Genomic DNA, 22,178 nt, shown 5'->3' with positions numbered 1-22,178 from the left:
AGACTGACTAGCAAAGCAAGTAGTTAGCTAGCAACCTATCATTGTGTCGCCGATTCCTGCACTACGCGTATAACCCGCTGCGGAAACGGAATATCAATCCCGGCAGCCTTCAAACGATCACGCGCCTGCTCATTGAACATGAACATCACATCCCAATAATCCGCAGTTTTAACCCAGACACGCAGGGAAACCGTGATCGAGCTATCACCCAATGTCGAAATCACCGCCTGTGGTTCCGGGTCCTGCATGACGCGGGGATCCTTGGCCAGATCCAGCAATACCTGACGGGCTTTCTGCAGATCCGCCTCGTAATCCACGCCGACATCAAACACGACTTTGCGAGTTGGCTGGCGGTTGGTGTTGGTGATGATGCCGTTCGACAGGTTGCCGTTGGGCAGGATGATGGTCTTGTTGTCGCCGGTACGCAGCACGGTGTGGAAAATCTGGATGCTGTCGACGGTACCCGCTACACCTTGGGCTTCGATCCAGTCACCGATGCGGAACGGGCGGAACAGCAGAATCAGCACACCGCCAGCGAAGTTCGCCAGGCTGCCCTGCAAGGCCAAGCCAATCGCCAGACCCGCAGCACCGATGGCCGCGACGAACGAGGTGGTTTCGACGCCGATCATCGACGCGACGCTGACAATCAGCAACACCTTGAGAATGATGTTGGCCAAGCTGCTGATAAAGCCTTGCAGCGCGAGGTCGGCATTGCGCAGGGCGAGCAGACCGCCGAGTTTTTGCGTGACCTTGTTGATCAGCCACCAGCCGATGGCCAGGGTAATCACTGCCAGCAGCACGCGGCTGCCGTATTCCATGATCATCGGGATCCACGCCTGGGACGCCTTGACCAGGTGGTCCACTTCCGCATTCAAATCCATGTTCTATCTCCTGATTTCCGGCTTCCCGGGGTGTATTCAAAACAACTGTGGGAGCGAGCCTGCTCGCGAATGCGGCGTGTCAGTCAACTTTTCGCTGAATGAAACACCGCATTCGCGAGCAGGGTCGCTCCCACATAGCCTTCAGACCAAGCTTAGTCGCGGAAGTTGTTGAACTGCAGCGGCATGCCGAATTCCTTGGCACGCAGGGCCGCGATGGCTTCCTGCAAATCGTCGCGCTTCTTGCCGGTGACACGCACCTGCTCGCCCTGAATCGCGGCCTGGACCTTGAGCTTGGCTTCCTTGATGTGGCCGACGATCTTCTTCGCCAGCTCTTTGTCGATGCCCTCCTTGAGGATGGCGTCCTGCTTCATCAGTTTGCCCGAAGCGTAGGCGTCCTTGACCTCGAGGCACTGCACGTCGATCTTGCGCTTGGTTAGCGCCAGCTTGAGGATTTCGATCATCGCTTCGAGCTGGAAAGCGGCTTCGGCGGTGAGGCTGACGGTCAGGTCTTTTTCCTTGAACTCGAAGCTGCCTTTGCCTTTCAGGTCATAACGACGATCGAGTTCCTTCACGGCGTTCTCGACCGCGTTGGTGAGTTCGTGTTTGTCCAGTTCGGATACCACGTCGAACGACGGCATGTAATCTCTCCAATAAAAAGGCGCGCTCGATGTGCATGGAGCGCGCTTGGCTTGCGGTTAAAATCGGGCTCATTATAACGGGTCTTTTCCTACCGATACGGCGAGCCGCACATGCCTGCAAGCAATCGAGCAAAAAACTGATGTCGACCACCTGGCACGTACTTGGCGCCGGCAGCCTCGGCACACTCTGGGCAACCCGTCTGGCTCGCGCCGGCTTGCCGGTGCGCCTGATCCTGCGTGATGCGGCGCGCTTGCAAAGCTACGAGACAGTGGGCGGCTTGACCCTGGTAGAAAACGGACAAGCTCATACCTATGCAGTTCCCGGCGAAACCCCGGACAGCCCCGAGCCGATTCGCCGATTGCTGGTTGCGTGCAAGGCCTATGACGCCGAAGAGGCCGTCGCCCGCCTCGCTTCCCGCCTCGCGCCGGACGCCGAACTGATCCTCCTGCAAAACGGCCTCGGCAGTCAGGACGCCGTCGCCGCGCGGGTGCCACAGGCGCGCTGCATCAGCGCCTCCAGCACCGAGGGCGCGTTCCGTGATGGCGATTGGCGCGTGGTGTTCGCCGGTCACGGGTTCAACTGGCTGGGCGATGGCGCAAATCCGCTGGCGCCGGTCTGGCTGGACGATCTGCAAGCGGCGAACATTCCCCATGAATGGAGCGCCGACATCCTTACTCGCCTGTGGCGCAAACTGGCGCTGAACTGCGCGATCAACCCGCTGACCGTGTTGCACAACTGCCGTAACGGCGGGCTGAACGAGCATCACTGCGAAGTCGCCACGCTCTGCGCCGAACTGGCGGAACTGCTCCAACATTGCGGCCAGCCGGCTGCGGCGGACAATCTGCAAGCGGAAGTCGAACGAGTGATCCACGCCACCGCCGCCAATTACTCTTCGATGTATCAGGACGTCGCCAACCAGCGCCGCACCGAGATCAGCTATCTGTTGGGACACGCCTGCAAAGTTGCCGAGCGCCATCAGTTGCATCTGCCGCATCTGCAGCAGTTGCAGCAACGTTTGGTGGCGCATCTGCGCAAGCGTGGATTGCCCAGCGACTGAGCAGCCGCTAGGCTGACGACTTGTTCCCCTGCTGCGATAAACCTGATGCCATTGCGCCAGCGCCTTGAAAACCTGCCGGTCGGCCAGAAACTGCTGGCCGCCCTGCTGGTGTTGTTGACCACGGTTCTGCTGGTCGCCAACCTGACCTTTATCAGCGCCGCCTACTACATTTCTCAGGAAAGCATGGCGCCTCAGGCCCTGCAGACCATCGGCCGGCTGATCGCCAATCCGAGTCTGGTCAGCGATGCGCTGGAGTCGCCGCGCAGCGCCGAGCGCCTGCTCAAGGAGCTCGACAGTTATTCACCGCTGCGCGCCGCCGCCCTGTATGACGGCAAGGGTGAACGCCTGGCGCAAGTGCAGCGCGGCGAGAAACTCAGTCTCCCCGAGCGCTACCGCCACGTCGAAGCCTGGCAACTCACCGAGTTTCGCAGCAATCAACTGATCACCCTGCCCCGCCCCGGTGCCGCGCCGGGGCATCTGTTGCTGGTCGCCAGCAGCGAACTGCCGATGGCGTTCTACACCGGCACTCTGACCGCCAGCCTCGGCATCCTGATCTTCAGCGTACTGCTGTGGCTGGTGATTGCCCGGCAGATCAAACGTCTGATTACCCGGCCGATTCATCAGCTTGAGGAATTGTCCCGCCAGGTCACCCGCGAAGAGAACTACGCCCTGCGCGCCGCGCGCGGCAACCACGACGAAATCGGCAGTCTGGCCGAGGCGTTCAACACCATGCTTTCGCGCATCGAAGCCCGCGAGCAGCAGCTCAAACGCGCACGCGACGACTCGCAGGCCGCCTACGATCAGGCGCAGGGGCTGGCCGAGGAAACCCGCCACACCAACCGCAAACTGGAGCTGGAAGTCCAGGTGCGCAGCAAGATCGAGAAGAAACTCACCGGCTTCCAGAATTACCTCAACAGCATCATCGACTCGATGCCCTCGGCGCTCATCGCTCTCGACGAGCAGCTTTACGTCACTCAATGGAATCAGGAAGCCAGCGCGCTCTCCGGCACACGCCTGGATGAGGCTTTGAACCAACCGATCTTCCTCGCCTTCGAACCGCTGAAACCGTTTTTGCCGCAGCTCAAGGCCACCGTCGAACAGCACACCGTGGCCAAAGTCGACCGAGTGACGTGGTTCAAGGACGATGAACCCAAGCATTACGCGCTGACGTTTTACCCACTGATGGGCGGTGCCGGGCGTGGCGTGGTGATCCGTATCGACGACATCACTCAGCGTCTGTCGCTGGAAGAAATGATGGTGCAGTCAGAAAAGATGCTCTCGGTCGGTGGCCTTGCGGCCGGCATGGCCCATGAAATCAACAACCCGCTTGGCGCGATCCTGCACAACGTGCAGAACATTCGTCGGCGTCTGTCGGCGGATCTGCCGAAGAACATCGAGACCGCCGAGCAACTGGGCATCGAACTGGACACGGTGAACCGCTATCTGCAAGGCCGCGAAGTCCCGCAACTGCTCGACGGCATTCAGCAGGCCGGCGCCCGCGCGGCGAAGATCGTCACGCACATGCTCAGCTTCAGCCGCCGCAGCACCCGGCAAATGGCGCCGTGCGATCTGCCGGCATTGATTGATCAAGCCGTGGAAATCGCCGGCAACGATTTCGATCTGGCCATCGGCTTCGACTTCAAGGGCCAGGCGATCATTCGTCAGTTCGACCCGGCCCTCGGTCCGGTGCCGGGCACCGCCAACGAGCTGGAACAGGTGTTGCTCAATCTGCTGAAAAACGCCGCACAGGCGATTCACCAGCGTGAAGACGACAGCGAACCGGGCCGGATCATTCTGCGCACCCGGCTCAATCCGCCGTGGGCCGAGATCCAAGTCGAAGACAACGGCATCGGCATGAGCGAGAACGTGCGCAAGCGTACCTTCGAGCCGTTCTTCACCACCAAGGAAATCGGCCAGGGCACGGGGCTTGGTCTGTCGGTGTCGTACTTCATCATCACCAACAATCACAAGGGCCAGATGGAAGTGCAGTCGGCGCCCGGCCAGGGCACTTGCTTCACCCTGCGTCTGCCGCTGGCGCAACCTGCGCCGCTGACCACCGAAACCAATCCACTATCGAGGTAACCCATGGGCTTTCGCTTGTCGAAGATCTACACCCGCACCGGCGACAAAGGCGAAACCGGCCTCGGTGACGGCCGTCGCGTCCCCAAGGATCACCCGCGCATCGAGGCGATCGGCGAGGTCGATACGCTGAACAGTCAGGTCGGCGTGCTGCTCGCCGGTTTGCTCGCCGAGCGCGCAGTGCATCCGGGGCTGAATGAGATCATCGAAGTGCTGGCGCCGTGTCAGCATCGCCTGTTCGACCTCGGCGGTGAACTGGCGATGCCGGAATATCAGGCGTTGAACGAGGCTGAAATCGAGCGGCTGGAAGCGGCGATCGATGTGTGGAATGAAGAGCTGGGGCCGCTGGAAAACTTCATCTTGCCGGGTGGTTCGATGCTGATTGCGCAGGCGCATGTCTGCCGCAGTCTGGCGCGCAGTGCCGAGCGCCGCTGTCAGCATTTGAACTCGGTTGAGCCATTGGCCGGGGTTGGCCTGGCGTATATCAATCGGTTGTCGGATTTGCTGTTTGTTGTGGCGCGGTTGATTGCGCGGCGGCAAGGGGTGGCGGAGATTTTGTGGCAGCCGGCTGCGAAACCTGAAGGAAAGTAGCGCCTTACAGGACGCCATCGCGAGCAGGCTCGCTCCCACATTTGCCTGCATTCTGACTGGAGAAATGCAATCCACTGTGGGAGCGAGCCTGCTCGCGAAGAGGCCGCTAGCCTCAATCGAGAATCAAGCTTCTGGCCAGAACGCCCGAATCCCCGCCACACCCTGAGCCCCAGCACCCCAGGCTTTCTCGCGCTCCGCCGGGCCTACTCCACCGAGCAGAAACACCGGTTTACTGAAACCGTCGATCAACGCCTGCGCCTGCTCCCACCCCAACGGCTGTGCATCCGGGTGCGTCAGCGTCGGCTGTACCGGCGACAGGGTGACAAAGTCGACACCCATCTGCTCGGCCAGCGCCAGCTCTTCAGCGTTATGGCACGACGCCGCGAGCCAACGCTCCGCCGGCAACGGACGCCCAGCCGCCGCGTATTTACGCAGTTGTGCAGCAGTGATGTGCCAACCGGCAGACGGGAAATCACCGAGCCATTCGAAGGGCCCTTTGATCATCAACTGTGCCTTGCCCGCACACAGGCCCACCGCGTCGACCGCCAGATCACGGTATTTCGGGTCGTAGCCGTTGGGTGCGCGCAGCTGGATCAATTTGATGCCGCCGGCGATCGCCTTCTGGATGCCGCGCAACAGTGCCGGGCCTTCCACATCTTCCGGTGTGATCAGGTATTCGGCAGGCAAGCGCGCCGCCGCGACGATCGGCTGATTGGCCGCCGGGAACTCATAGTCGATCAATTCCCTGGCAGTGACCCAAGCCAGTGGCTGGCCTTCAGCGCCGTGGGGTTCGCCGCTGAACGCTGAGACTTCCCAGACATCCAGCAACACCTGTTTGTCCGGGTAATCGTGGCGAACCTTGATCAGCGGCCGCGCAGCATCAACGATGATGCCCAGCTCTTCGTGCAGCTCGCGAGCCAGTGCCGATTCGACAGATTCGTCAGCCTCGACCTTGCCACCGGGAAACTCCCACAAGCCGCCCTGATGCTGAGTGTCGGCACGGCGGGCGATAAGAATTTTGCCGGCACCGTCACGGATGACGGCAGCGGCGACGTGGACGCGTTTCACGGATTCAATTCCTCCAGTCCAGCCTTTTGCCACGCTTTGAAGGCGGGCCATTGGTAGATGGTTTCAACATACGCTTCGTCGACTGCCGGCAACTTCACCTGATAGGTGCGCAAGCGCACGGCGATCGGCGCGAAAAACGCGTCGGCAAGACTGACGCGACCGAACAGGTAAGGCCCCTCTTCCGTGGCTGCCGCGCGGCATTCGGCCCATAGCGCGAGCATGCGTTCGATATCGACCTTCACTTCTGGCGGCACCGGGTTCAGCGGTGCGTCCTGGCTCAGGTTGAACGGCATGTGGTTACGCATGGCGAAGAAGCCGCTGTGCATTTGTGCGCAGGCCGAGCGGGCCTGGGCGCGGGCAAAGGTATCGCTCGGCCAGAGTTGCTCGGACGGAAACTGTTCGGCGAGATATTCAGCGATGGCCAGCGAATCGGCGATGGTGCCACGGGTGGTTTGCAGCAGCGGCACCTTGCCGGTCGGCGAATGCTTGAGCAGGCGCTCACGAGTGTCGGGCTTGCCGAGCTTGATCAGCTCTTCGCTGTAGGGTGCGCCGGTCAGGTCCAGCGCCAGTGCCGCACGCAGGGACCAGGAGGAAAGCAGTTTGTCGCCGATGATCAGGTGCAGGGACATGGTGTGGCGCCTTTTCGTCAGAGGAACGCTTCTGAATGGGTTGTGTCCGGATCGCCGTTTTCGCGAGCAGGCTCGCTCCCACAGAAAACCGAACTGCAGCGAGAATACCCTGTGGGAGCGAGCCTGCTCGCGAATGGAGCGGCTCGGTCCCGGATCAGGTCAAGTACGGTATTCAGCGTTGATCTTCACGTACTCATGCGACAGGTCGGTGGTCCAGATGGTTTCGCTGCAATCGCCGCGACCCAGTTCGATGCGAATGGTGATTTCTTCCTGCTGCATCACCGCCGCCCCCTGTGCTTCAGTGTAGGTCGCTGCGCGAGCGCCGCGGCTGGCGATGCACACGTCGCCGAGGAACACGTCGATCTTGCTCACGTCCAGGTCCGGCACGCCGGCACGGCCCACGGCAGCGAGGATACGGCCCCAGTTCGGGTCAGAGGCGAACAGCGCGGTCTTGATCAGCGGCGAGTGGGCCACGGTGTAACCGACGTCCAGGCATTCCTGATGGTTGCCGCCGCCATTCACTTCAACGGTAACGAACTTGGTCGCGCCTTCGCCGTCGCGCACGATGGCCTGAGCGACGTCCATGCACACTTCGAACACCGCTTGCTTCAGCTTGGCGAACAGCTCGCCTTCAGCGCGGGTGATCTCAGGCAGCGCGGCCTTGCCAGTGGCGATCAGCATGCAGCAGTCGTTGGTCGAGGTGTCGCCGTCGATGGTGATGCGGTTGAACGACTTGTTGGCGCCGTCGAGCATCAGGTTGTGCAGCACCTCGCGGGAGACTTTGGCGTCGGTGGCGATGTAACCCAGCATGGTCGCCATGTTCGGGCGAATCATGCCGGCGCCTTTGCTGATGCCGGTGACGGTGATGGTCACGCCGTCATGCTCGAACTGGCGGCTGGCGCCCTTGGGCAGCGTGTCAGTGGTCATGATGCCGGTGGCGGCGGCTTCCCAGTTGTTCTCCGACAGGTCGTCCAGCGCGGCTTGCAGTGCGCCTTCGATCTTCTCGACCGGCAGCGGCTCGCCGATCACGCCAGTGGAGTACGGCAGAATCTGGCTGGCATCGACGCCGGTCAGCTCGGCCAACTTAGCGGTGGTGCGCTCGGCAGCCGCCAAGCCAGGCTCGCCGGTGCCGGCGTTGGCATTGCCGGTGTTGGTCAACAAGTAACGCACGGCGTTCTGTACGCGTTTTTTCGCCAGGATAACCGGCGCGGCGCAGAACGCGTTCAGGGTGAACACGCCAGCCACGGTCGAACCTTCAGCACAGCGCATCACCACTACATCCTTGCGCCCCGGGCGCTTGATGCCGGCCGAGGCGATACCGAGTTCAAAACCGGCAACCGGGTGCAACGTTGGCAAAGGACCAAGACCAACAGCCATGAATGCGCTCCTTACTCAATGATGTCACCACCGTCACGGAATAGGACGGTGGGATAAATGGCAAAACGCCGCGACGGCAGGAGCCGGTCGCGGCGCGGGTGTTCAGCGATTGAAACGGGTTTTACTGGATCTGCCCGTGGCAATGCTTGTATTTCTTGCCCGAACCGCAGTAGCACAGCTCGTTGCGGCCCAGCTTCTGCTCGTTGCGCACCGGGGCAGCGGCAGTGGCCAGTGCCACATCGACCTCTTCACCCAGGGCTTCCGGCTGATCCAGCCCAGGCGCTTCGGCATGTTCGAACTGCATGCGCGCCGCCAGTGCTTCGGCTTCCTGACGCAGGCGTTGCTCTTCGGCTTCCGGATCTTCGCGGCGAACCTGAACGTGCGAGAGCACGCGGATCGAGTCGCGCTTGATCGAATCGAGCAGCTCGGAGAACAGCGTGAACGACTCGCGCTTGTATTCCTGCTTCGGGTTCTTCTGCGCATAGCCACGCAGGTGAATGCCGTGACGCAGGTGATCCATGGTCGACAGGTGGTCTTTCCACAGGTCGTCGAGTACGCGCAGGACGATCTGCTTCTCGAACGAGCGCAGCGCCTCGGCACCGGCCTGGTCTTCTTTCTCGTTGTACGCCGCCATCAGCTCGGTCATGAGCTTCTCGCGCAGGGTTTCTTCGTACAGGTGATCGTCTTCGTCGAGCCATTGCTGGATCGGCAGTTTCACGCCGAAATCGCTTTCGATCGACGCTTCCAGACCGGCCACGTCCCACTGCTCTGGCAGCGATTGCGGCGGAATGTGCGCGCTGACGGTAGCGTTGAGCACGTCCTGACGGAAGTCGGCGATGGTTTCACCGATGTTGTCGGCGGCCAGCAACGTGTTACGCATGTGATAAATCACTTTACGCTGTTCGTTGTTGACGTCGTCGAACTCGAGCAGTTGCTTGCGGATGTCGAAGTTGCGGCCTTCAACCTTGCGCTGCGCCTTCTCGATCGCGTTGGTCACCATGCGGTGCTCAATCGCTTCGCCCGGCTGCATGCCCAGGGCTTTCATGAAGTTCTTCACCCGGTCGGAGGCGAAGATGCGCATCAGGCTGTCTTCCAGCGACAGGTAGAAGCGGCTCGAACCGGCATCGCCCTGACGGCCGGCACGGCCACGCAGCTGATTGTCGATACGGCGCGATTCGTGACGCTCGGAAGCAATTACCTGCAAGCCGCCGGACTCCAGCACTTGCTGGTGACGCTTCTGCCAGTCGGCCTTGATCTGGGCGATCTGCTCGGGAGTCGGGTTTTCCAGCGAAGCGACTTCCACTTCCCAGTTGCCGCCCAACAGGATGTCGGTACCACGACCGGCCATGTTGGTGGCGATGGTCAGCGCACCCGGACGACCGGCCTGAGCAATGATTTCAGCTTCTTTTTCGTGGAACTTGGCGTTGAGAACCTTGTGTTCGATGCCTTCTTTGACGAGCAATTCGGACATGTGCTCGGAGGTCTCGATGGTCGCGGTACCCACCAGCACCGGGCGACCGGCAGCCATGCTTTCCTTGATGTCGGCCACGATCGCCGCGTATTTCTCTTCGGCGGTGAGGAACACCAGGTCGTTGTAGTCTTTACGCGCCAACGGCTTGTTCGGCGGGATGACCATGACTTCCAGACCATAGATCTGGTGGAATTCGAACGCTTCGGTGTCGGCGGTACCGGTCATGCCCGACAGCTTGGTGTACAGACGGAAGTAGTTCTGGAAGGTGGTCGAGGCCAGGGTCTGGCTCTCGGCCTGAATGTTCAGACCTTCCTTGGCTTCGATAGCCTGGTGCAGGCCTTCGGACAGACGACGACCCGGCATGGTACGACCGGTGTGTTCGTCGACCAGCACGACCTGACCGTCCTGGACGATGTATTCGATGTTGCGGTTGAACAGCTTGTGCGCACGCAGACCGGCGTAGACATGTGTCAGCAGGCCAAGGTTGTGCGCCGAGTACAGGCTCTCGCCTTCGGCCAGCAGGCCGACGCGGGTGAGCATTTCTTCGATGAACTGGTGACCGGCTTCGTTGAGTTCGACCTGACGGGTCTTTTCGTCAACGGTGTAGTGACCGGCCTTGGTGACCTGGCCTTCGACTTCCTCGACGTGCAGTTCCAGCTGCGGGATCAGTTTGTTGATCTCCATGTACAGCTTGGAGCTGTCCTCGGCCTGACCGGAAATGATCAGCGGGGTACGCGCTTCGTCGATGAGGATGGAGTCGACTTCGTCGATCACGGCAAAGTTGAGTTCGCGCTGGAATTTTTCATCCATGCTGAACGCCATGTTGTCGCGCAGGTAGTCGAAACCGAATTCGTTGTTGGTGCCGTAGGTGATGTCGGCGGCGTAGGCGGCACGCTTTTCTTCCGGCGGCTGGAACGGCGTCACGACGCCGACAGTCAGGCCGAGGAATTCATACAGCGGACGCATCCAGTTGGCGTCACGGCGGGCCAGGTAGTCGTTCACGGTCACAACGTGCACGCCCTTGCCGGACAGTGCGTTGAGGTAAACACCCAGGGTGGCCACGAGGGTCTTGCCCTCACCGGTGCGCATTTCGGCAATCTTGCCCTCGTGCAGGGTCATGCCGCCGACGAGTTGTACGTCGAAGTGGCGCATGCCCATCACACGCTTGCCGGCCTCGCGGGCGACGGCGAAGGCTTCCGGCAACAGCTTGTCGAGGGTTTCCCCTTTGGCGATACGGGCCTTGAACTCGGCGGTCTTGGCGCGCAATTGATCGTCCGAAAGGGCCACCATTTGCTCTTCGAAGGCATTGACGAGCTGCACCGTCTTGAGCATGCGTTTGACTTCACGCTCGTTCTTGCTTCCAAAAAGTTTCTTTAACAAAGGCGCAAACATATCGGCAGGATCTTCCACACTAAAGGGATGGAGGGCGGCCCCGTGAGTCGCCCGTGCAGCCCTCATGGCCGCATGCGAACGAGCATTCTACCCGGAAACGGTGGTGAGGAAAGTGGCGATGTTCCACGATGCTGGCACTGCGCTTTGACGGGGCTCACTTAAAATAGGGGCGTTTTGCTCAACTTCAACCCGTCGGGGGAAAGAAGTCAGGCGTTGATTTAATGAGCAAATCAGGGACAAAAGCAATGGCCCAGAGGTTCCGCAGCTTTCTGCTACCATGGCGCCTCTGTTCCTTCAGGTGTTCGATCATGGCGTTTCGCCCTCTCACGGCCAGAGCACCCGCCGTTCTGTTACGTGAAGCCAAACCGCTCAAAGCCATCCTCGGCCATGCCCAGCGTCTGGAGCATTTGCAGCGCCTGCTCGAAAGCCAGCTGCAACCGGCCGCCCGCGAGCATTGCCGGGTAGCCAAGTGGCGCGAAGGCGAGCTGTCGCTGGTGGTCACTGACGGCCATTGGGCAACGCGCCTGCGCTATCAGCAGAAACGTCTGCAACGACAGCTGCAATTGTTCGAAGAGTTCGCCAACCTGACGCGGATCAAATTCAGCGTGCGCCCGCCGATCGTCCAACATCGGGCGGTTGGACACACCATGGATTTGTCCAGCAGTGCGGCGGAGACGATTCAGTCGACGGCCGACGGGATCAGCGATCCGGGATTGCGCGCGGCGCTGGAGCGGTTGGCGGCGCATGCCAAAAGCAAAACCTGAAGCAAAAGCAAAAGATCGCAGCCTGCGGCAACTCCTACAGAATGAATGCATTTCAACTGTAGGAGCTGCCGAAGGCTGCGATCTTTGATTTTTAGCGGCGCTTGCTGCCTCCGAGCAGAGACCCCATCAACCCGCGCACCAACTGCTTGCCAAGGTTATTGGCCGCCTGGCGCATCGCTGATTTCAGCGCCTGGCCTGCCGCCGTGCCGAGGAATTCTCCCGCGCGGTCAGCCAGGCTCGGCTCTTCGGCCGCCGCTTTGCCCGCTGGTGTTTCAGCCTCGGGCGCCAGCCCTTTGCGGCCCATCAAAATCTCGTAGGCCGACTCGCGATCGATCGGCTTGTCATAACGGCCCTTGAACGGCGAGCCGGCGATCAGCACGGTGCGCTCGGTTTCGGTCAGCGGGCCGATCCGCGACTGCGGCGGTGCCACCAGCACGCGCTGGACCATTTCCGGGGTGCCCTTCTCGGTCAGCGTGCCGACCAGCGCCTCACCAATACCTAACTCAGTCAGCACCGACAGACTGTCGAACGCCGGATTCGGCCGAAAGCCATCCGCAACCGCACGCAGGGACTTCTGCTCTTTGGCGGTGAACGCACGCAGGCCGTGTTGAATACGCAAGCCCAACTGCGCCAGCACGTCATCCGGCAGATCCGCCGGCGACTGGGTGACGAAATACACGCCAACACCTTTGGAACGAATCAAACGCACCACTTGCTCCAGGCGTTCCTGCAACGCCTTGGGCGTGTCGCCGAACAACAAGTGCGCCTCATCGAAGAACAGCGCCAGCAGCGGCTTGTCAGCATCGCCGCGCTCGGGCAGTTGCTCGAACAACTCGGCCAGCAGCCACAGCAGGAACGTTGCGTAAACCTTCGGCGCCTCGTGCACCAGACGGCTGGCGTCGAGCAGATGGATGCGTCCCCGGCCATCGGCGCCCGGTTGCAGGATGTCTTCAAGTTGCAGCGCCGGCTCGCCGAACAGGGCTTCGGCGCCCTGCTGTTCCAGCGTCGCCAAACGGCGCAGCAGCGCCTGGCTGGAACCGGTGGTCATCAGCGCCGCGTCTTCGCCGAGCAACTGCGGGTTGTCCTTGAGGTGATTGAGCAGCGCTTTCAGATCCTTGAGATCCAGCAGCAACAGCCCTTCGCGATCCGCCACCTTGAAGGCCGCGTAAAGCGCCGACTGCTGACTGTCGGTCAGCTCGAGCAGGCTGCCGATCAGTAGCGGACCCATTTCGCTCAGCGTGGTGCGCAGCGGATGACCGGATTCACCGTGGATGTCCCACAGCGTCACGGGATAAGCCTGCGGCGTGTGACCGAGCCAGGGCATGCCGGCGATGCGCTCGGCCACTTTGCCCTGCGGGTTGCCAGCAGCACCGAGGCCGCACAGGTCGCCCTTGATGTCGGCAGCGAACACTGCCACACCGGCGTCGCTGAACGCTTCGGCTAGGCGCTGCAACGTCACGGTTTTACCGGTGCCGGTGGCGCCAGCGATCAGCCCGTGGCGGTTGGCCAGGCGCATGGCCTGAGCGATGGGTTGCGCGGCCGGATCAGCGCCGATAACGAGTTGCGAAGAGTCAGGCATTTTCTCACCCAATGGTTAATCTTTGATGACACATGGCCGATACATAAATTGGATAGACCCATCAGAAAATCGGGTCGGACATTTCCCTAAGGAGAGCCGGAAATATCAGTTTTTCAACCTTGCCCATAGTGCGCGTCTCTATCAAAGCACGCCCAGGACATTAAGACCTTAGCGGAACCCCAAGCCATGAACAAAAACCTGCGCTTCAGCCATAAGATTTTGCTTGCCGCCGCTCTCATCGTCATTGCCGCTTTCGCCTCGTTCACGTTGTACAACGACTGGCTGCAACGCAATGCGATCCGCGATGACCTGAACAACTACCTCAATGAAATGGGCGAGGTCACCGCCGGCAATATCCAGACCTGGCTCAGCGGGCGCATCCTGCTGATCGAGAACGCCGCGCAGAACATCGCCATCAACCCGGAACCTGCCACGGTCGCCAGCCTGCTGGAACAGAAAAGCCTGACCTCGACGTTCATGGCCACCTATCTGGGCGATGCCACTGGCCACTTCACCATCCGCCCGGACGTGAAGATGCCGGACGGTTTCGATCCGCGCGTACGCCCTTGGTATAAAGGTGCCGAAAGCAGCAGCACCTCGACCCTGACCGAACCCTACATCGATGCGGCCACCGGCCAGTTGATCATTTCCATCGCCACCGCGTCGAAAAAGGCCGGGCAGAGCGTTGGCGTGGTCGGTGGTGACCTGAGCCTGCAATCGCTGGTCGACACCCTCGCCGCGCGGGATTTCGACGGCATGGGTTATGCGTTTCTGATCAGCGCCGACGGCAAGATCCTCGTCCACCCGGACAAGGCACTGGTAATGAAGTCGCTCAAAGAAGCCTACCCGCAGGACACGCCGCGCATCAGCAGCGATTTCAGCGAAGTGAGCGTCGACGGCAAAACCCGCATCGTCACCTTTGCCCCGATCAAGGGCCTGCCGTCGGTGAACTGGTACATCGGCCTGTCGATCGACAAGGATCAGGCCTACTCGATGCTCAGCGAATTCCGTACCTCAGCGGTAATCGCAACCATCATTGCCGTGGTAATCATCATTGCCCTGCTCGGCATGCTCATCCGCCTGCTGATCCAGCCGCTGCACGTGATGACCCGTGCCATGGAAGACATCGCCGACGGCGAAGGCGACCTGACCAAACGGCTGATCATCGTCAATAACGATGAATTCGGCATCCTCGGCACCGCGTTCAACCGCTTCGTCGAACGTATTCACGGTTCGATCCGCGAAGTGTCCTCGGCCACCGGCCAGGTCAACGAAGTCGCGCTGCGCGTGGTCGCTGCGTCGAATTCGTCGATGTACAACTCCGACCAGCAAGCCTCGCGCACCAGCAGTGTTGCCGCCGCGATCAATCAACTCGGCGCCGCCGCCCAGGAAATTGCCCGCAACGCCGCGCAAGCGTCGAATCAGGCCAGCGATGCCAGGGGGCTGGCCGAAGATGGTCAGCAGGTGGTCGAGCGCAGCATCAAGGCGATGAACCAGTTGTCGAGCATGCTCAGCGCGTCCAGCACCAACATCGAGTCGCTGAACAGCAAGACCGTCAACATCGGCCAGATTCTCGAGGTGATCACCAGTATTTCCCAGCAGACCAACCTGTTGGCGCTGAACGCAGCGATCGAAGCGGCGCGCGCCGGTGAGGCCGGTCGTGGTTTCGCCGTGGTGGCCGACGAAGTGCGCAACCTCGCGCACCGCACTCAGGAATCGGCACAGCAGGTGCAGACCATGATCGAGGAGCTGCAAGTCGGCGCCCGGGAATCGGTGAGCACCATGAGCGACAGCCAGCGCCACAGCCAGGACAGCGTCGAGATCGCCAACCTCGCCGGCGAACGCCTGAACAGCGTGACCCTGCGCATTGGCGAGATTGATGGGATGAACCAGTCGGTGGCAACCGCGACCGAGGAGCAGACTGCGGTGGTTGAGTCGATCAACGTCGATATCACCGAGATCAACACGCTGAACCAGGAAGGCGTGGAAAACCTGCAAGCGACCTTGCGCGCGTGCTCGGATCTGGAGCAGCAGGCTTCGCGTCTCAAGCAACTGGTGGGCAGCTTCAGGATTTAAGCTGCGGCGACTGGCCACTTCGCGAGCAGGCTCGCTCCCACAGGGAAAATGCATTCCATTGTGGGAGCGAGCCTGCTCGCGAATATCTACCTTTCAACGAAACCCGACTGACACCCCACCGCGCAATCCCGACCGAACATCTATTCTGGATAAAGGTCAATCAAGGGAGAACGACACAGCGGAGGGTTGCTCACCGTGCATATCGCCGACATCACCATGTTTTACGCCCCGGCCAGCGGAGGCGTGCGGACTTATCTGGATGCCAAACACCGTCGCCTTGGCGAGCGCAACGCCATTCGCCACAGCCTGCTGATCCCCGGCGCGAGACTGGGTGAACATGACGGCATTTACACGGTTCCGGCGCCTGCCCTGCCCTTCGGCAAAGGTTATCGCTTCCCCCTGCGCCTGGCGCCATGGCGAAACGTCTTGCAGGATCTGCAGCCGGATCTGATCGAAGTCGGCGATCCCTACCTCACCGCATGGGCAGCGCTGGATGCGCGGCGGCAGCTGGATGTGCCGGTGATCGGCTTTTATCACTCGGATCTGCCGCTGCTGGCGGGCAATCGCATGGGCCATTGGGTCACGCCGAATGTCGAGGCTTACGTGACTCGTCTGTACGGCAATTTCGATCGTGTGCTCGCGCCTAGCCAGGTCATGGCCGACAAGCTCATCGGGCTTGGCGTGCGCAATGTCCATGTGCAACCGCTGGGCGTGGATCTGCACACTTTCCATCCCGACGCCCGCGATCCTGGCTTGCGGGCTGAGCTGGGCATTGCCGAAGACACGCGCCTGCTGATCTTTGCCGGGCGCGGTTCCAAGGAGAAAAACCTGCCGGTGCTGCTCAAGTGCATGCAGCGCCTTGGTCCGCGTTATCACTTGTTGTTGGTCGGCTCGTCGATGCCTGCGGCGGTGCCGGACAACGTCAGCGTCATCGACGAATTCTGCCCGGCGCCGAAAGTCGCGCGGCTGATGGCCAGTGCCGATGCGCTGCTGCATGCCGGCGACCAGGAAACCTTCGGGCTGGTCATCCTTGAGGCCATGGCCTGCGGCATTCCCGTGGTGGCGGTGGCGGCCGGGGCGTTTGAAGAAATCGTCAACGATTCCTGCGGCCTGCTCTGCGCGCCGAACAATCCCCAGGCCATGGCCAACGCCGTGCGTGAGCTGTTCAGTCGCGGCTGCGCCCGCCTCGGTCAACAGGCGCGCCAGCACGTCGAACGGTATTACGCCTGGGACACCGTGGTCGACAGTCTGCTCAGCCACTATCACGCGGTGCTCGGCCATACGCTGCCACGGGTGGCCAATGGTTGAAGAAATGAAAGCCGTATGTCTGGTGTTGCATGATGTGGCGCCCTCGACGTGGGCGGATTACCAGCCCTTCGTCGAGGCTGTCGATGCCTTGGGTGATGTGCCAATGACGTGGCTGGTGGTGCCGGATTTCCATCGCCACGATGCGCTTGACGCCAACCCGGCGTTTCGCCGAGTGCTCGATGCCAGGGTCGCCCGAGGCGATGAACTGGCGCTGCACGGCTACTACCACGACGATCAGGAACCCCTGCCGAACAACCCGCGCGACTGGTTCATGCGCCGGGTCTACACCCATGAAGGCGAGTTCTACCGCTTGTCCCGCGAAGCAGCCCTGAACCGCCTGCACGCGGGTCTGGAGATGTTTCAGCGCTACGACTGGCCGGTGCAGGGTTTCGTCGCCCCGGCCTGGCTGATGAGCGACGGCACGCGCCAGGCCTTGCGCGAATTGCCGCTCAGCTACACCAGCGATCCGCAGCACCTTTATCGCTTGCCCGACTTCAGCGCTATCGCTGCACCGGGGCTGGTGTGGAGCGCGCGCAGTGCCTGGCGGCGCGGCTTGTCGAAAATCCTCAGCGAGCAGCGTGAACAGCGCTGGCGCGAGGCATCGGTGATTCGCCTGGGGCTGCATCCGGTGGACATGCGTCACCGCTTTTCTCGCGATTACTGGTTGCACACGTTGCAGCGGCTGCTGGCGGAAGGACGCATGCCGCTGACCAAAATCGACTGGCTGGCCCGACAGCGCGGACAACTGGAACGCGCAGCATGAAGCGCAGCCTGTTGTTGCTGATCGGCCTGCTCGCGGCGGTGCTGATTCCGGTGCTGCTCGGCGGCGGCGAAACCTGGGCGCGCCTGCGCAGCTTCCCGCTGAACTGGCTGTTGATCATGTTCGGCATGATTCTGCTCTGCTGGGGCATCAATACGTTGCGCCTGCGTTTGTTGCTCGGCGACCAGCGTGAAAAGGTCGCGCCATTGAAAAGCCTCGGCGTGGTGATGGCGGCCGAGTTCGCGTACTGCGCCACGCCGGGTGGCAGCGGCGGGCCGCTGACGATCATGGCTCTGCTCGCCCGTTGCGGCGTGCGTCCGGCGCGGGGCAGCGCGGTGTTTGCCATGGATCAGCTCAGCGATCTGCTGTTCTTTCTCTGCGCCCTGAGCGGGATTCTGATTTACGCGCTGTTTCAGCACCTGAGCGATCGTCTCGAGTGGCTGCTGACCGTCAGCGCCGTTTCGCTGTTTGGCGGTTTGTTCAGTTGCGTGTTGATCGCCCGTTATCACCGTGCCCTGATCCGCTTGAGCGGGCGGCTGTTGGCGGGAATGAACATTACGGCACGCACTCGCCGTCGCTGGGCGCGCAAGTTGCTGCACTTCCTCGCGGCATTTACCGATACCTTGAAACTGCCCTGGCAAACGCTGGTTCAGGTTTTTGCTCTGACCTGCGTGCACTGGCTGCTGCGCTACAGCGTGCTGTATCTGGCCTTGCGCGGGCTCGGCGCGGATTTGCAGTGGGCATGGAGTTTTCTGGTGCAGATGCTTTCGCTCGGCGCCGGTCAATTCAGCCTGTTACCTGGCGGCGCGGGAGCCGCAGAATTGACCTCCGCCGCGCTGCTCGCACCCATGGTGGGCAAGTCCACCGCAGCGGCGGCGATCCTGATCTGGCGCGTGGTGACGTATTACTTCTATCTGCTGGTGGGCGGGCCGGTGTTCGTATTGATGCTGGGCAAGCCGTTGCTGAAGAAGTTGATGAACGTCAGGCAGGCTTCTTAGGTTCGTCCTGCTCTTGCTGGAGTTGCTCCCAAAGTTCGGCGGCCCCGGGGAATTCGGTGCCGTCGTCCGGGCTCATGTCATCCGGGTCGTAACGACTCAGGCAACCTTCACCAAGGGTGGCGGGGGCTTTGGAAGTGGCTTTGTCCAGTGGATCGCTCATGGCTTTTCCTCGGGCTCAAATGACAAGGGCCTGAGCGATTCAACGCCCAGGCCCCTGGTTTTTCAAGCGTGGCGTGCTTGATCAGAACACAACCGTCTTGTTGCCGTGCACCAGCACGCGGTCTTCCAGGTGATAACGCAGGCCGCGGGCCAGCACCATCTTCTCGACGTCACGGCCGAAACGCACCATGTCTTCGATGCTGTCGCTGTGGCTGACACGCACCACGTCCTGCTCGATGATCGGGCCGGCGTCCAGCTCTTCGGTCACGTAATGGCAGGTTGCGCCGATCAGTTTCACACCACGCAGCGACGCTTGGTGATACGGCTTGGCGCCGACGAACGATGGCAGGAAGCTGTGGTGGATGTTGATGACTTTGTGCGCGTATTCGCGGCACATGTCCGGCGGCAGGATCTGCATGTAGCGCGCCAGCACTACCACTTCGGCGTCGTGCTGTTTGACCAGCCGCGACACTTCGTCGAATGCCGGCTGCTTGTCCTGCGGATTGACCGGCACGTGGTAATAAGGGATGCCGTGCCACTCGACCATGCTGCGCAGGTCGTCGTGGTTGGAGATCACGCAGGCGATTTCGCAATCCAGTTCATCGCTGTGCCAGCGGTGCAGCAGGTCGGCCAGGCAGTGGGATTCGCGGCTGGCCATCAGCACCACGCGTTTTTTCTGCTCGGTGTCGGTGATGCGCCAGTCCATCGAGAACTCTTCGGCGATCGGCGCGAACTTCTCGCGCAACTCTTCAATACCGAACGGCAGCGAATCGGCACGGATTTCGTGACGCATGAAGAACCAGCCCACTTGATTGTCAGAGTGGTGGCTCGCTTCGGTGATCCAGCCATTATGAGAGGCCAGAAAATTACTGACTTTGGCAACGATGCCAACGCGGTCCGGGCAAGAAATCACCAGCCGAAAAGTGCGCATGAGGGGGAAACTCCAGAACTTCACAAAGGCCGCCATTCTAGCGACTGCGCAGGAAAACTGCAGTACGCATACGCGCCGGGTGGGACAAAGCATGGCGAAACGGCTTTCTGACGCAGGTCTTACGTCAAGACCGTGACGCTTTAGTGGGGCTTTTGTCAGACAACTGTAAATATCTGTGCTGACTGCATCACATTATTTAACTGAACATTCAAAGCGCGGCTAATTCCTGTAACTCATTTAAATAAAAAGCCGATCTAAATGTTTACTTGATGAAACAGCCTGACTATTATTGCGGCACTGTCCCCTGTCATTCAGCATTCTACAAAAGGTAGTACTCATGTCCTTGATCAACGAATATCGCGCCACCGAAGAAGCCATCAAAGAGCTGCAAGCCCGTCTGAAGAACCTGTCCGAAGACGACAAACTGCAAGCCGAACTGGAATTCGAAGGCAAACTGCGCACGCTGATGGGTGAATACTCCAAGTCGCTGCGTGACATCATCGCGCTGCTGGATCCAGAAGCCAAATCCAAGGCTCCACGTGGCGGCGCAGTAAAAACTACCGGCACCAAGCGTGCACGCAAAGTTAAGCAATACAAAAACCCGCACAACGGTGAAGTCATCGAAACCAAAGGTGGCAACCACAAGACTCTGAAAGAGTGGAAAGCCAAGTGGGGCGGCGACGTGGTTGAAGGCTGGGCGACCCTGCTGGGCTAAGCCGCAACGCCTTCGCAGAGCGATCCGCGAACAAAAGAACGCCAGCCAGCGCTGGCGTTTTTTTATGCCCGTAATTTATTGTCCGGGCATGTTCGATTTCACAGATTCAAACGTTTGCGTAATGCCTGGACATAATTCTGCCAGTCATTGAGCACCTCTCGCTGCATCGGTGACGCACTAAGCGACCATTGCTCGGCGGCCTCGATAAATGACTGCACGGTATTCGGCGCACCTGCCTCGGGTTGCGTCAGGCGCTGCTGACAGAATAATTTCCAGCGCTCTTGCTCGGCCACATCCAGGGTGTCCGGAAAGTTGCGTGCTCGATATCGAAAAAGTAATTCAGGCAAACGTTCATCATCGAAAGGCCAGTGCTCTTGCGCCAATTGCGCAGGGTCGGCCGTTCGAACTTGTTCGCATAAACGACGATCACGATCACCGATAAATCCATCGTACAACTGCTGCTCGGGATCTTCGCTGGGAGTGAAATCTTCGCTGGCATAAATCGCCGCGACTTTATCTTTCCAGACTTGTTGTGCGTCAGTTAGTCGCACTGTCCGCTCCTGATAAAGCGCCATGTCCAGCCCAAGGCGCTGCTGGTCTTGTGCGCGCAATACCGCCAGCGGCGCTACAACCGGGCAACGATTGATATGAATCAGCTTGAGCGGTACCGGTAACTCACCTTCGGCCAACTCATCGCGACGGGTATAAAGACGCTGACGCAGGGCTTGCGCATCGAGGTCCAGCAACCCCTGCGGATCAAGATGCAGATCACAGACGATCAGGGCGTTGCGATTCTTCGGGTGCCAGGCCAGCGGCAGCACCACGCCGACATAACTGCGCGCCGCCGAGAAACGCCCGGACACATGCACCAGTGGCTGCAACAGGCGGATCTGATCCATCACCTTCTGTTTGCTGCGCAACTGGAACAGCCACTCGTAGAGCTTGGGTTGTTTCTCGCGAATCAGCCGCGCCAACGCGATGGTGGCGCGCACATCCGATAGGGCTTCGTGGGCGTGGCCGTGATCGATATTGTTGGCCGCTGTCAGGCGTTCGAGCTTGAGGGTCACGCGGCCTTCATCATCGGTCGGCCAGACCAGACCGTCCGGGCGCAATGCGTAAGCGGCGCGCACCACATCAATCAGATCCCAGCGACTGTTGCCACCCTGCCATTCACGGGCGTAGGGGTCGAAGAAATTGCGATACAGGCTGTAGCGAGTCATCTCATCGTCGAAACGCAAGGTGTTGTAACCGGCGCCACAGGTCCCCGGTGTGGCCAGTTGCGCATGCACGCGAGTCATGAAATCGGCTTCGCTCAGGCCTTTTTCAGCGAGCTGACCGGGGGTGATGCCAGTGATCGCGCATGCCGCCGGGTGCGGCAGGATGTCTTCGCTGGGTTGGCAATAGAGGTTGACCGGCTCGTCGATTTCGTTGAGCGCATGGTCGGTGCGAATCCCGGCAACTTGCAGAGGTCGGTCGTTGCGCGGATTGATGCCAGTGGTTTCGTAGTCGTACCAGAAGATTGAAGTCACGGGCGAATCCTGAACAGAAGATCGGCGAAGTCTAGGCGTTTCAGGGTTGCCACGGCCAGCCTCGCAGCCCTGGACCAGCAATTTCTCCAGATTCCTACAACTGGAATGCATTGCCCTTGTGGGAGCGAGCCTGCCCGCGAAGGCGTTCTGTCAGTTGCCCACAGGCTGACTGACC

General features: G+C 60.7%; 19 protein-coding genes and 1 pseudogene. 10 read left to right on the top strand and 10 right to left on the bottom strand.

Going from position 1 to position 22,178, the window contains the following annotated elements; all coding sequences use genetic code 11:
• Window positions 1-38: 38 nt before the first annotated feature.
• Both JWU58_RS06880 and JWU58_RS06875 read right to left on the bottom strand, forming a co-directional pair.
• Window positions 39-881 carry a mechanosensitive ion channel family protein gene (locus JWU58_RS06880; RefSeq protein WP_016773492.1) on the bottom strand — a complete coding sequence of 281 codons (843 nt, stop codon included), beginning with the start codon at window positions 879-881 and terminating at the stop codon, window positions 39-41.
• A gap of 152 nt (window positions 882-1,033) precedes the next feature.
• Window positions 1,034-1,519, bottom strand: coding sequence for a YajQ family cyclic di-GMP-binding protein (locus tag JWU58_RS06875; protein ID WP_016773491.1), 486 nt, complete (start codon window positions 1,517-1,519; stop codon window positions 1,034-1,036).
• A gap of 140 nt (window positions 1,520-1,659) precedes the next feature.
• On the opposite strand from JWU58_RS06875, the gene JWU58_RS06870 reads away from it, so the two are divergent.
• The 3 genes from JWU58_RS06870 to JWU58_RS06860 are packed head-to-tail and all read left to right on the top strand — an operon-like array spanning window position 1,660 to window position 5,247.
• Window positions 1,660-2,577 (top strand): putative 2-dehydropantoate 2-reductase, encoded by a 918-nt coding sequence (locus JWU58_RS06870; RefSeq protein WP_206421667.1) that lies wholly within the window; start codon window positions 1,660-1,662, stop codon window positions 2,575-2,577.
• 45 nt (window positions 2,578-2,622) lie between these two features.
• Window positions 2,623-4,659, top strand: coding sequence for a sensor histidine kinase (locus tag JWU58_RS06865; protein WP_206421666.1), 2,037 nt, complete (start codon window positions 2,623-2,625; stop codon window positions 4,657-4,659).
• Between the two features lie 3 nt (window positions 4,660-4,662).
• The gene (locus tag JWU58_RS06860; RefSeq protein WP_110602529.1) at window positions 4,663-5,247 is read left to right on the top strand and encodes a cob(I)yrinic acid a,c-diamide adenosyltransferase; all 585 of its coding nucleotides are present in this window, start codon (window positions 4,663-4,665) and stop codon (window positions 5,245-5,247) included.
• 123 nt (window positions 5,248-5,370) lie between these two features.
• Here JWU58_RS06860 and JWU58_RS06855 read toward each other — a convergent pair whose 3' ends face one another.
• The 4 genes from JWU58_RS06855 to secA form a co-directional block, all read right to left on the bottom strand.
• Window positions 5,371-6,315 (bottom strand): Nudix family hydrolase, encoded by a 945-nt coding sequence (locus tag JWU58_RS06855; RefSeq protein ID WP_206421665.1) that lies wholly within the window; start codon window positions 6,313-6,315, stop codon window positions 5,371-5,373.
• On the bottom strand, window positions 6,312-6,944 hold the full coding sequence (locus JWU58_RS06850; protein ID WP_024014096.1) for a glutathione S-transferase family protein: 633 nt from the start codon (window positions 6,942-6,944) through the stop codon (window positions 6,312-6,314). The genes JWU58_RS06855 and JWU58_RS06850 overlap by 4 nt, the downstream gene beginning before the upstream one ends.
• A 159-nt stretch (window positions 6,945-7,103) precedes the next feature.
• Window positions 7,104-8,321, bottom strand: coding sequence for a bifunctional glutamate N-acetyltransferase/amino-acid acetyltransferase ArgJ (gene argJ, locus JWU58_RS06845; RefSeq protein WP_024014097.1), 1,218 nt, complete (start codon window positions 8,319-8,321; stop codon window positions 7,104-7,106).
• A 121-nt stretch (window positions 8,322-8,442) separates the two neighbouring features.
• Window positions 8,443-11,184: a preprotein translocase subunit SecA gene (gene secA, locus JWU58_RS06840; protein WP_038861039.1), complete on the bottom strand. Its 2,742-nt coding sequence runs from the start codon at window positions 11,182-11,184 to the stop codon at window positions 8,443-8,445.
• A gap of 308 nt (window positions 11,185-11,492) precedes the next feature.
• Here secA and JWU58_RS06835 point away from each other — a divergent pair, with 308 nt between their 5' ends.
• Window positions 11,493-11,948: a DUF721 domain-containing protein gene (locus tag JWU58_RS06835; protein ID WP_041479804.1), complete on the top strand. Its 456-nt coding sequence runs from the start codon at window positions 11,493-11,495 to the stop codon at window positions 11,946-11,948.
• 91 nt (window positions 11,949-12,039) lie between these two features.
• Here the strand turns inward: JWU58_RS06835 and JWU58_RS06830 are convergent, their stop codons facing one another.
• Window positions 12,040-13,527: a helicase HerA-like domain-containing protein gene (locus JWU58_RS06830; protein WP_041480025.1), complete on the bottom strand. Its 1,488-nt coding sequence runs from the start codon at window positions 13,525-13,527 to the stop codon at window positions 12,040-12,042.
• Window positions 13,528-13,713: 186 nt separating this feature from the next.
• Between JWU58_RS06830 and JWU58_RS27690 the strand changes: the two are divergent.
• The 5 genes and pseudogenes from JWU58_RS27690 to JWU58_RS06810 form a co-directional block, all read left to right on the top strand.
• Window positions 13,714-14,745, top strand: a pseudogene (locus JWU58_RS27690) (HAMP domain-containing protein); the annotation flags it as partial.
• A 93-nt stretch (window positions 14,746-14,838) separates the two neighbouring features.
• Window positions 14,839-15,603, top strand: a complete 765-nt coding sequence (locus JWU58_RS27685) for a methyl-accepting chemotaxis protein (RefSeq protein WP_425375757.1) — start codon at window positions 14,839-14,841, stop codon at window positions 15,601-15,603.
• 216 nt (window positions 15,604-15,819) lie between these two features.
• Window positions 15,820-16,911, top strand: a complete 1,092-nt coding sequence (locus JWU58_RS06820; protein ID WP_206422166.1) for an N-acetylglucosaminyl phosphatidylglycerol synthase — start codon at window positions 15,820-15,822, stop codon at window positions 16,909-16,911.
• Window positions 16,904-17,674: an N-acetylglucosaminyl phosphatidylglycerol deacetylase gene (locus tag JWU58_RS06815; RefSeq protein WP_206421664.1), complete on the top strand. Its 771-nt coding sequence runs from the start codon at window positions 16,904-16,906 to the stop codon at window positions 17,672-17,674. Before JWU58_RS06820 ends, JWU58_RS06815 begins: the two co-directional genes overlap by 8 nt.
• Window positions 17,671-18,669: a glucosaminyl phosphatidylglycerol flippase gene (locus JWU58_RS06810; protein ID WP_110602535.1), complete on the top strand. Its 999-nt coding sequence runs from the start codon at window positions 17,671-17,673 to the stop codon at window positions 18,667-18,669. The genes JWU58_RS06815 and JWU58_RS06810 overlap by 4 nt, the downstream gene beginning before the upstream one ends.
• Here the strand turns inward: JWU58_RS06810 and JWU58_RS06805 are convergent.
• Window positions 18,653-18,829: a hypothetical protein gene (locus JWU58_RS06805; protein ID WP_016773478.1), complete on the bottom strand. Its 177-nt coding sequence runs from the start codon at window positions 18,827-18,829 to the stop codon at window positions 18,653-18,655. The genes JWU58_RS06810 and JWU58_RS06805 overlap by 17 nt on opposite strands.
• Window positions 18,830-18,910: 81 nt before the next feature.
• A complete protein-coding gene (gene purU, locus JWU58_RS06800; RefSeq protein ID WP_041479808.1) occupies window positions 18,911-19,759 on the bottom strand; it encodes a formyltetrahydrofolate deformylase in 849 nt (282 codons plus the stop codon).
• A 337-nt stretch (window positions 19,760-20,096) separates the two neighbouring features.
• Here purU and mvaT point away from each other — a divergent pair, with 337 nt between their 5' ends.
• Complete coding sequence (gene mvaT, locus JWU58_RS06795; RefSeq protein ID WP_016773476.1) at window positions 20,097-20,474, top strand: histone-like nucleoid-structuring protein MvaT; 378 nt, start codon at window positions 20,097-20,099, stop codon at window positions 20,472-20,474.
• 98 nt (window positions 20,475-20,572) lie between these two features.
• Here mvaT and sbcB read toward each other — a convergent pair whose 3' ends face one another.
• Entirely contained in the window at window positions 20,573-22,003 is a 1,431-nt protein-coding gene (gene sbcB, locus JWU58_RS06790) for an exodeoxyribonuclease I (protein WP_206421663.1), read from the bottom strand.
• Window positions 22,004-22,178 lie beyond the last annotated feature (175 nt).

The sequence above is a fragment of the Pseudomonas atacamensis genome (genome assembly GCF_017167965.1).
GTDB lineage: Bacteria > Pseudomonadota > Gammaproteobacteria > Pseudomonadales > Pseudomonadaceae > Aquipseudomonas > Aquipseudomonas atacamensis.
Note: the sequence above shows the minus strand (reverse complement) of the source record. Positions and strands in the feature narration are given on the sequence as shown.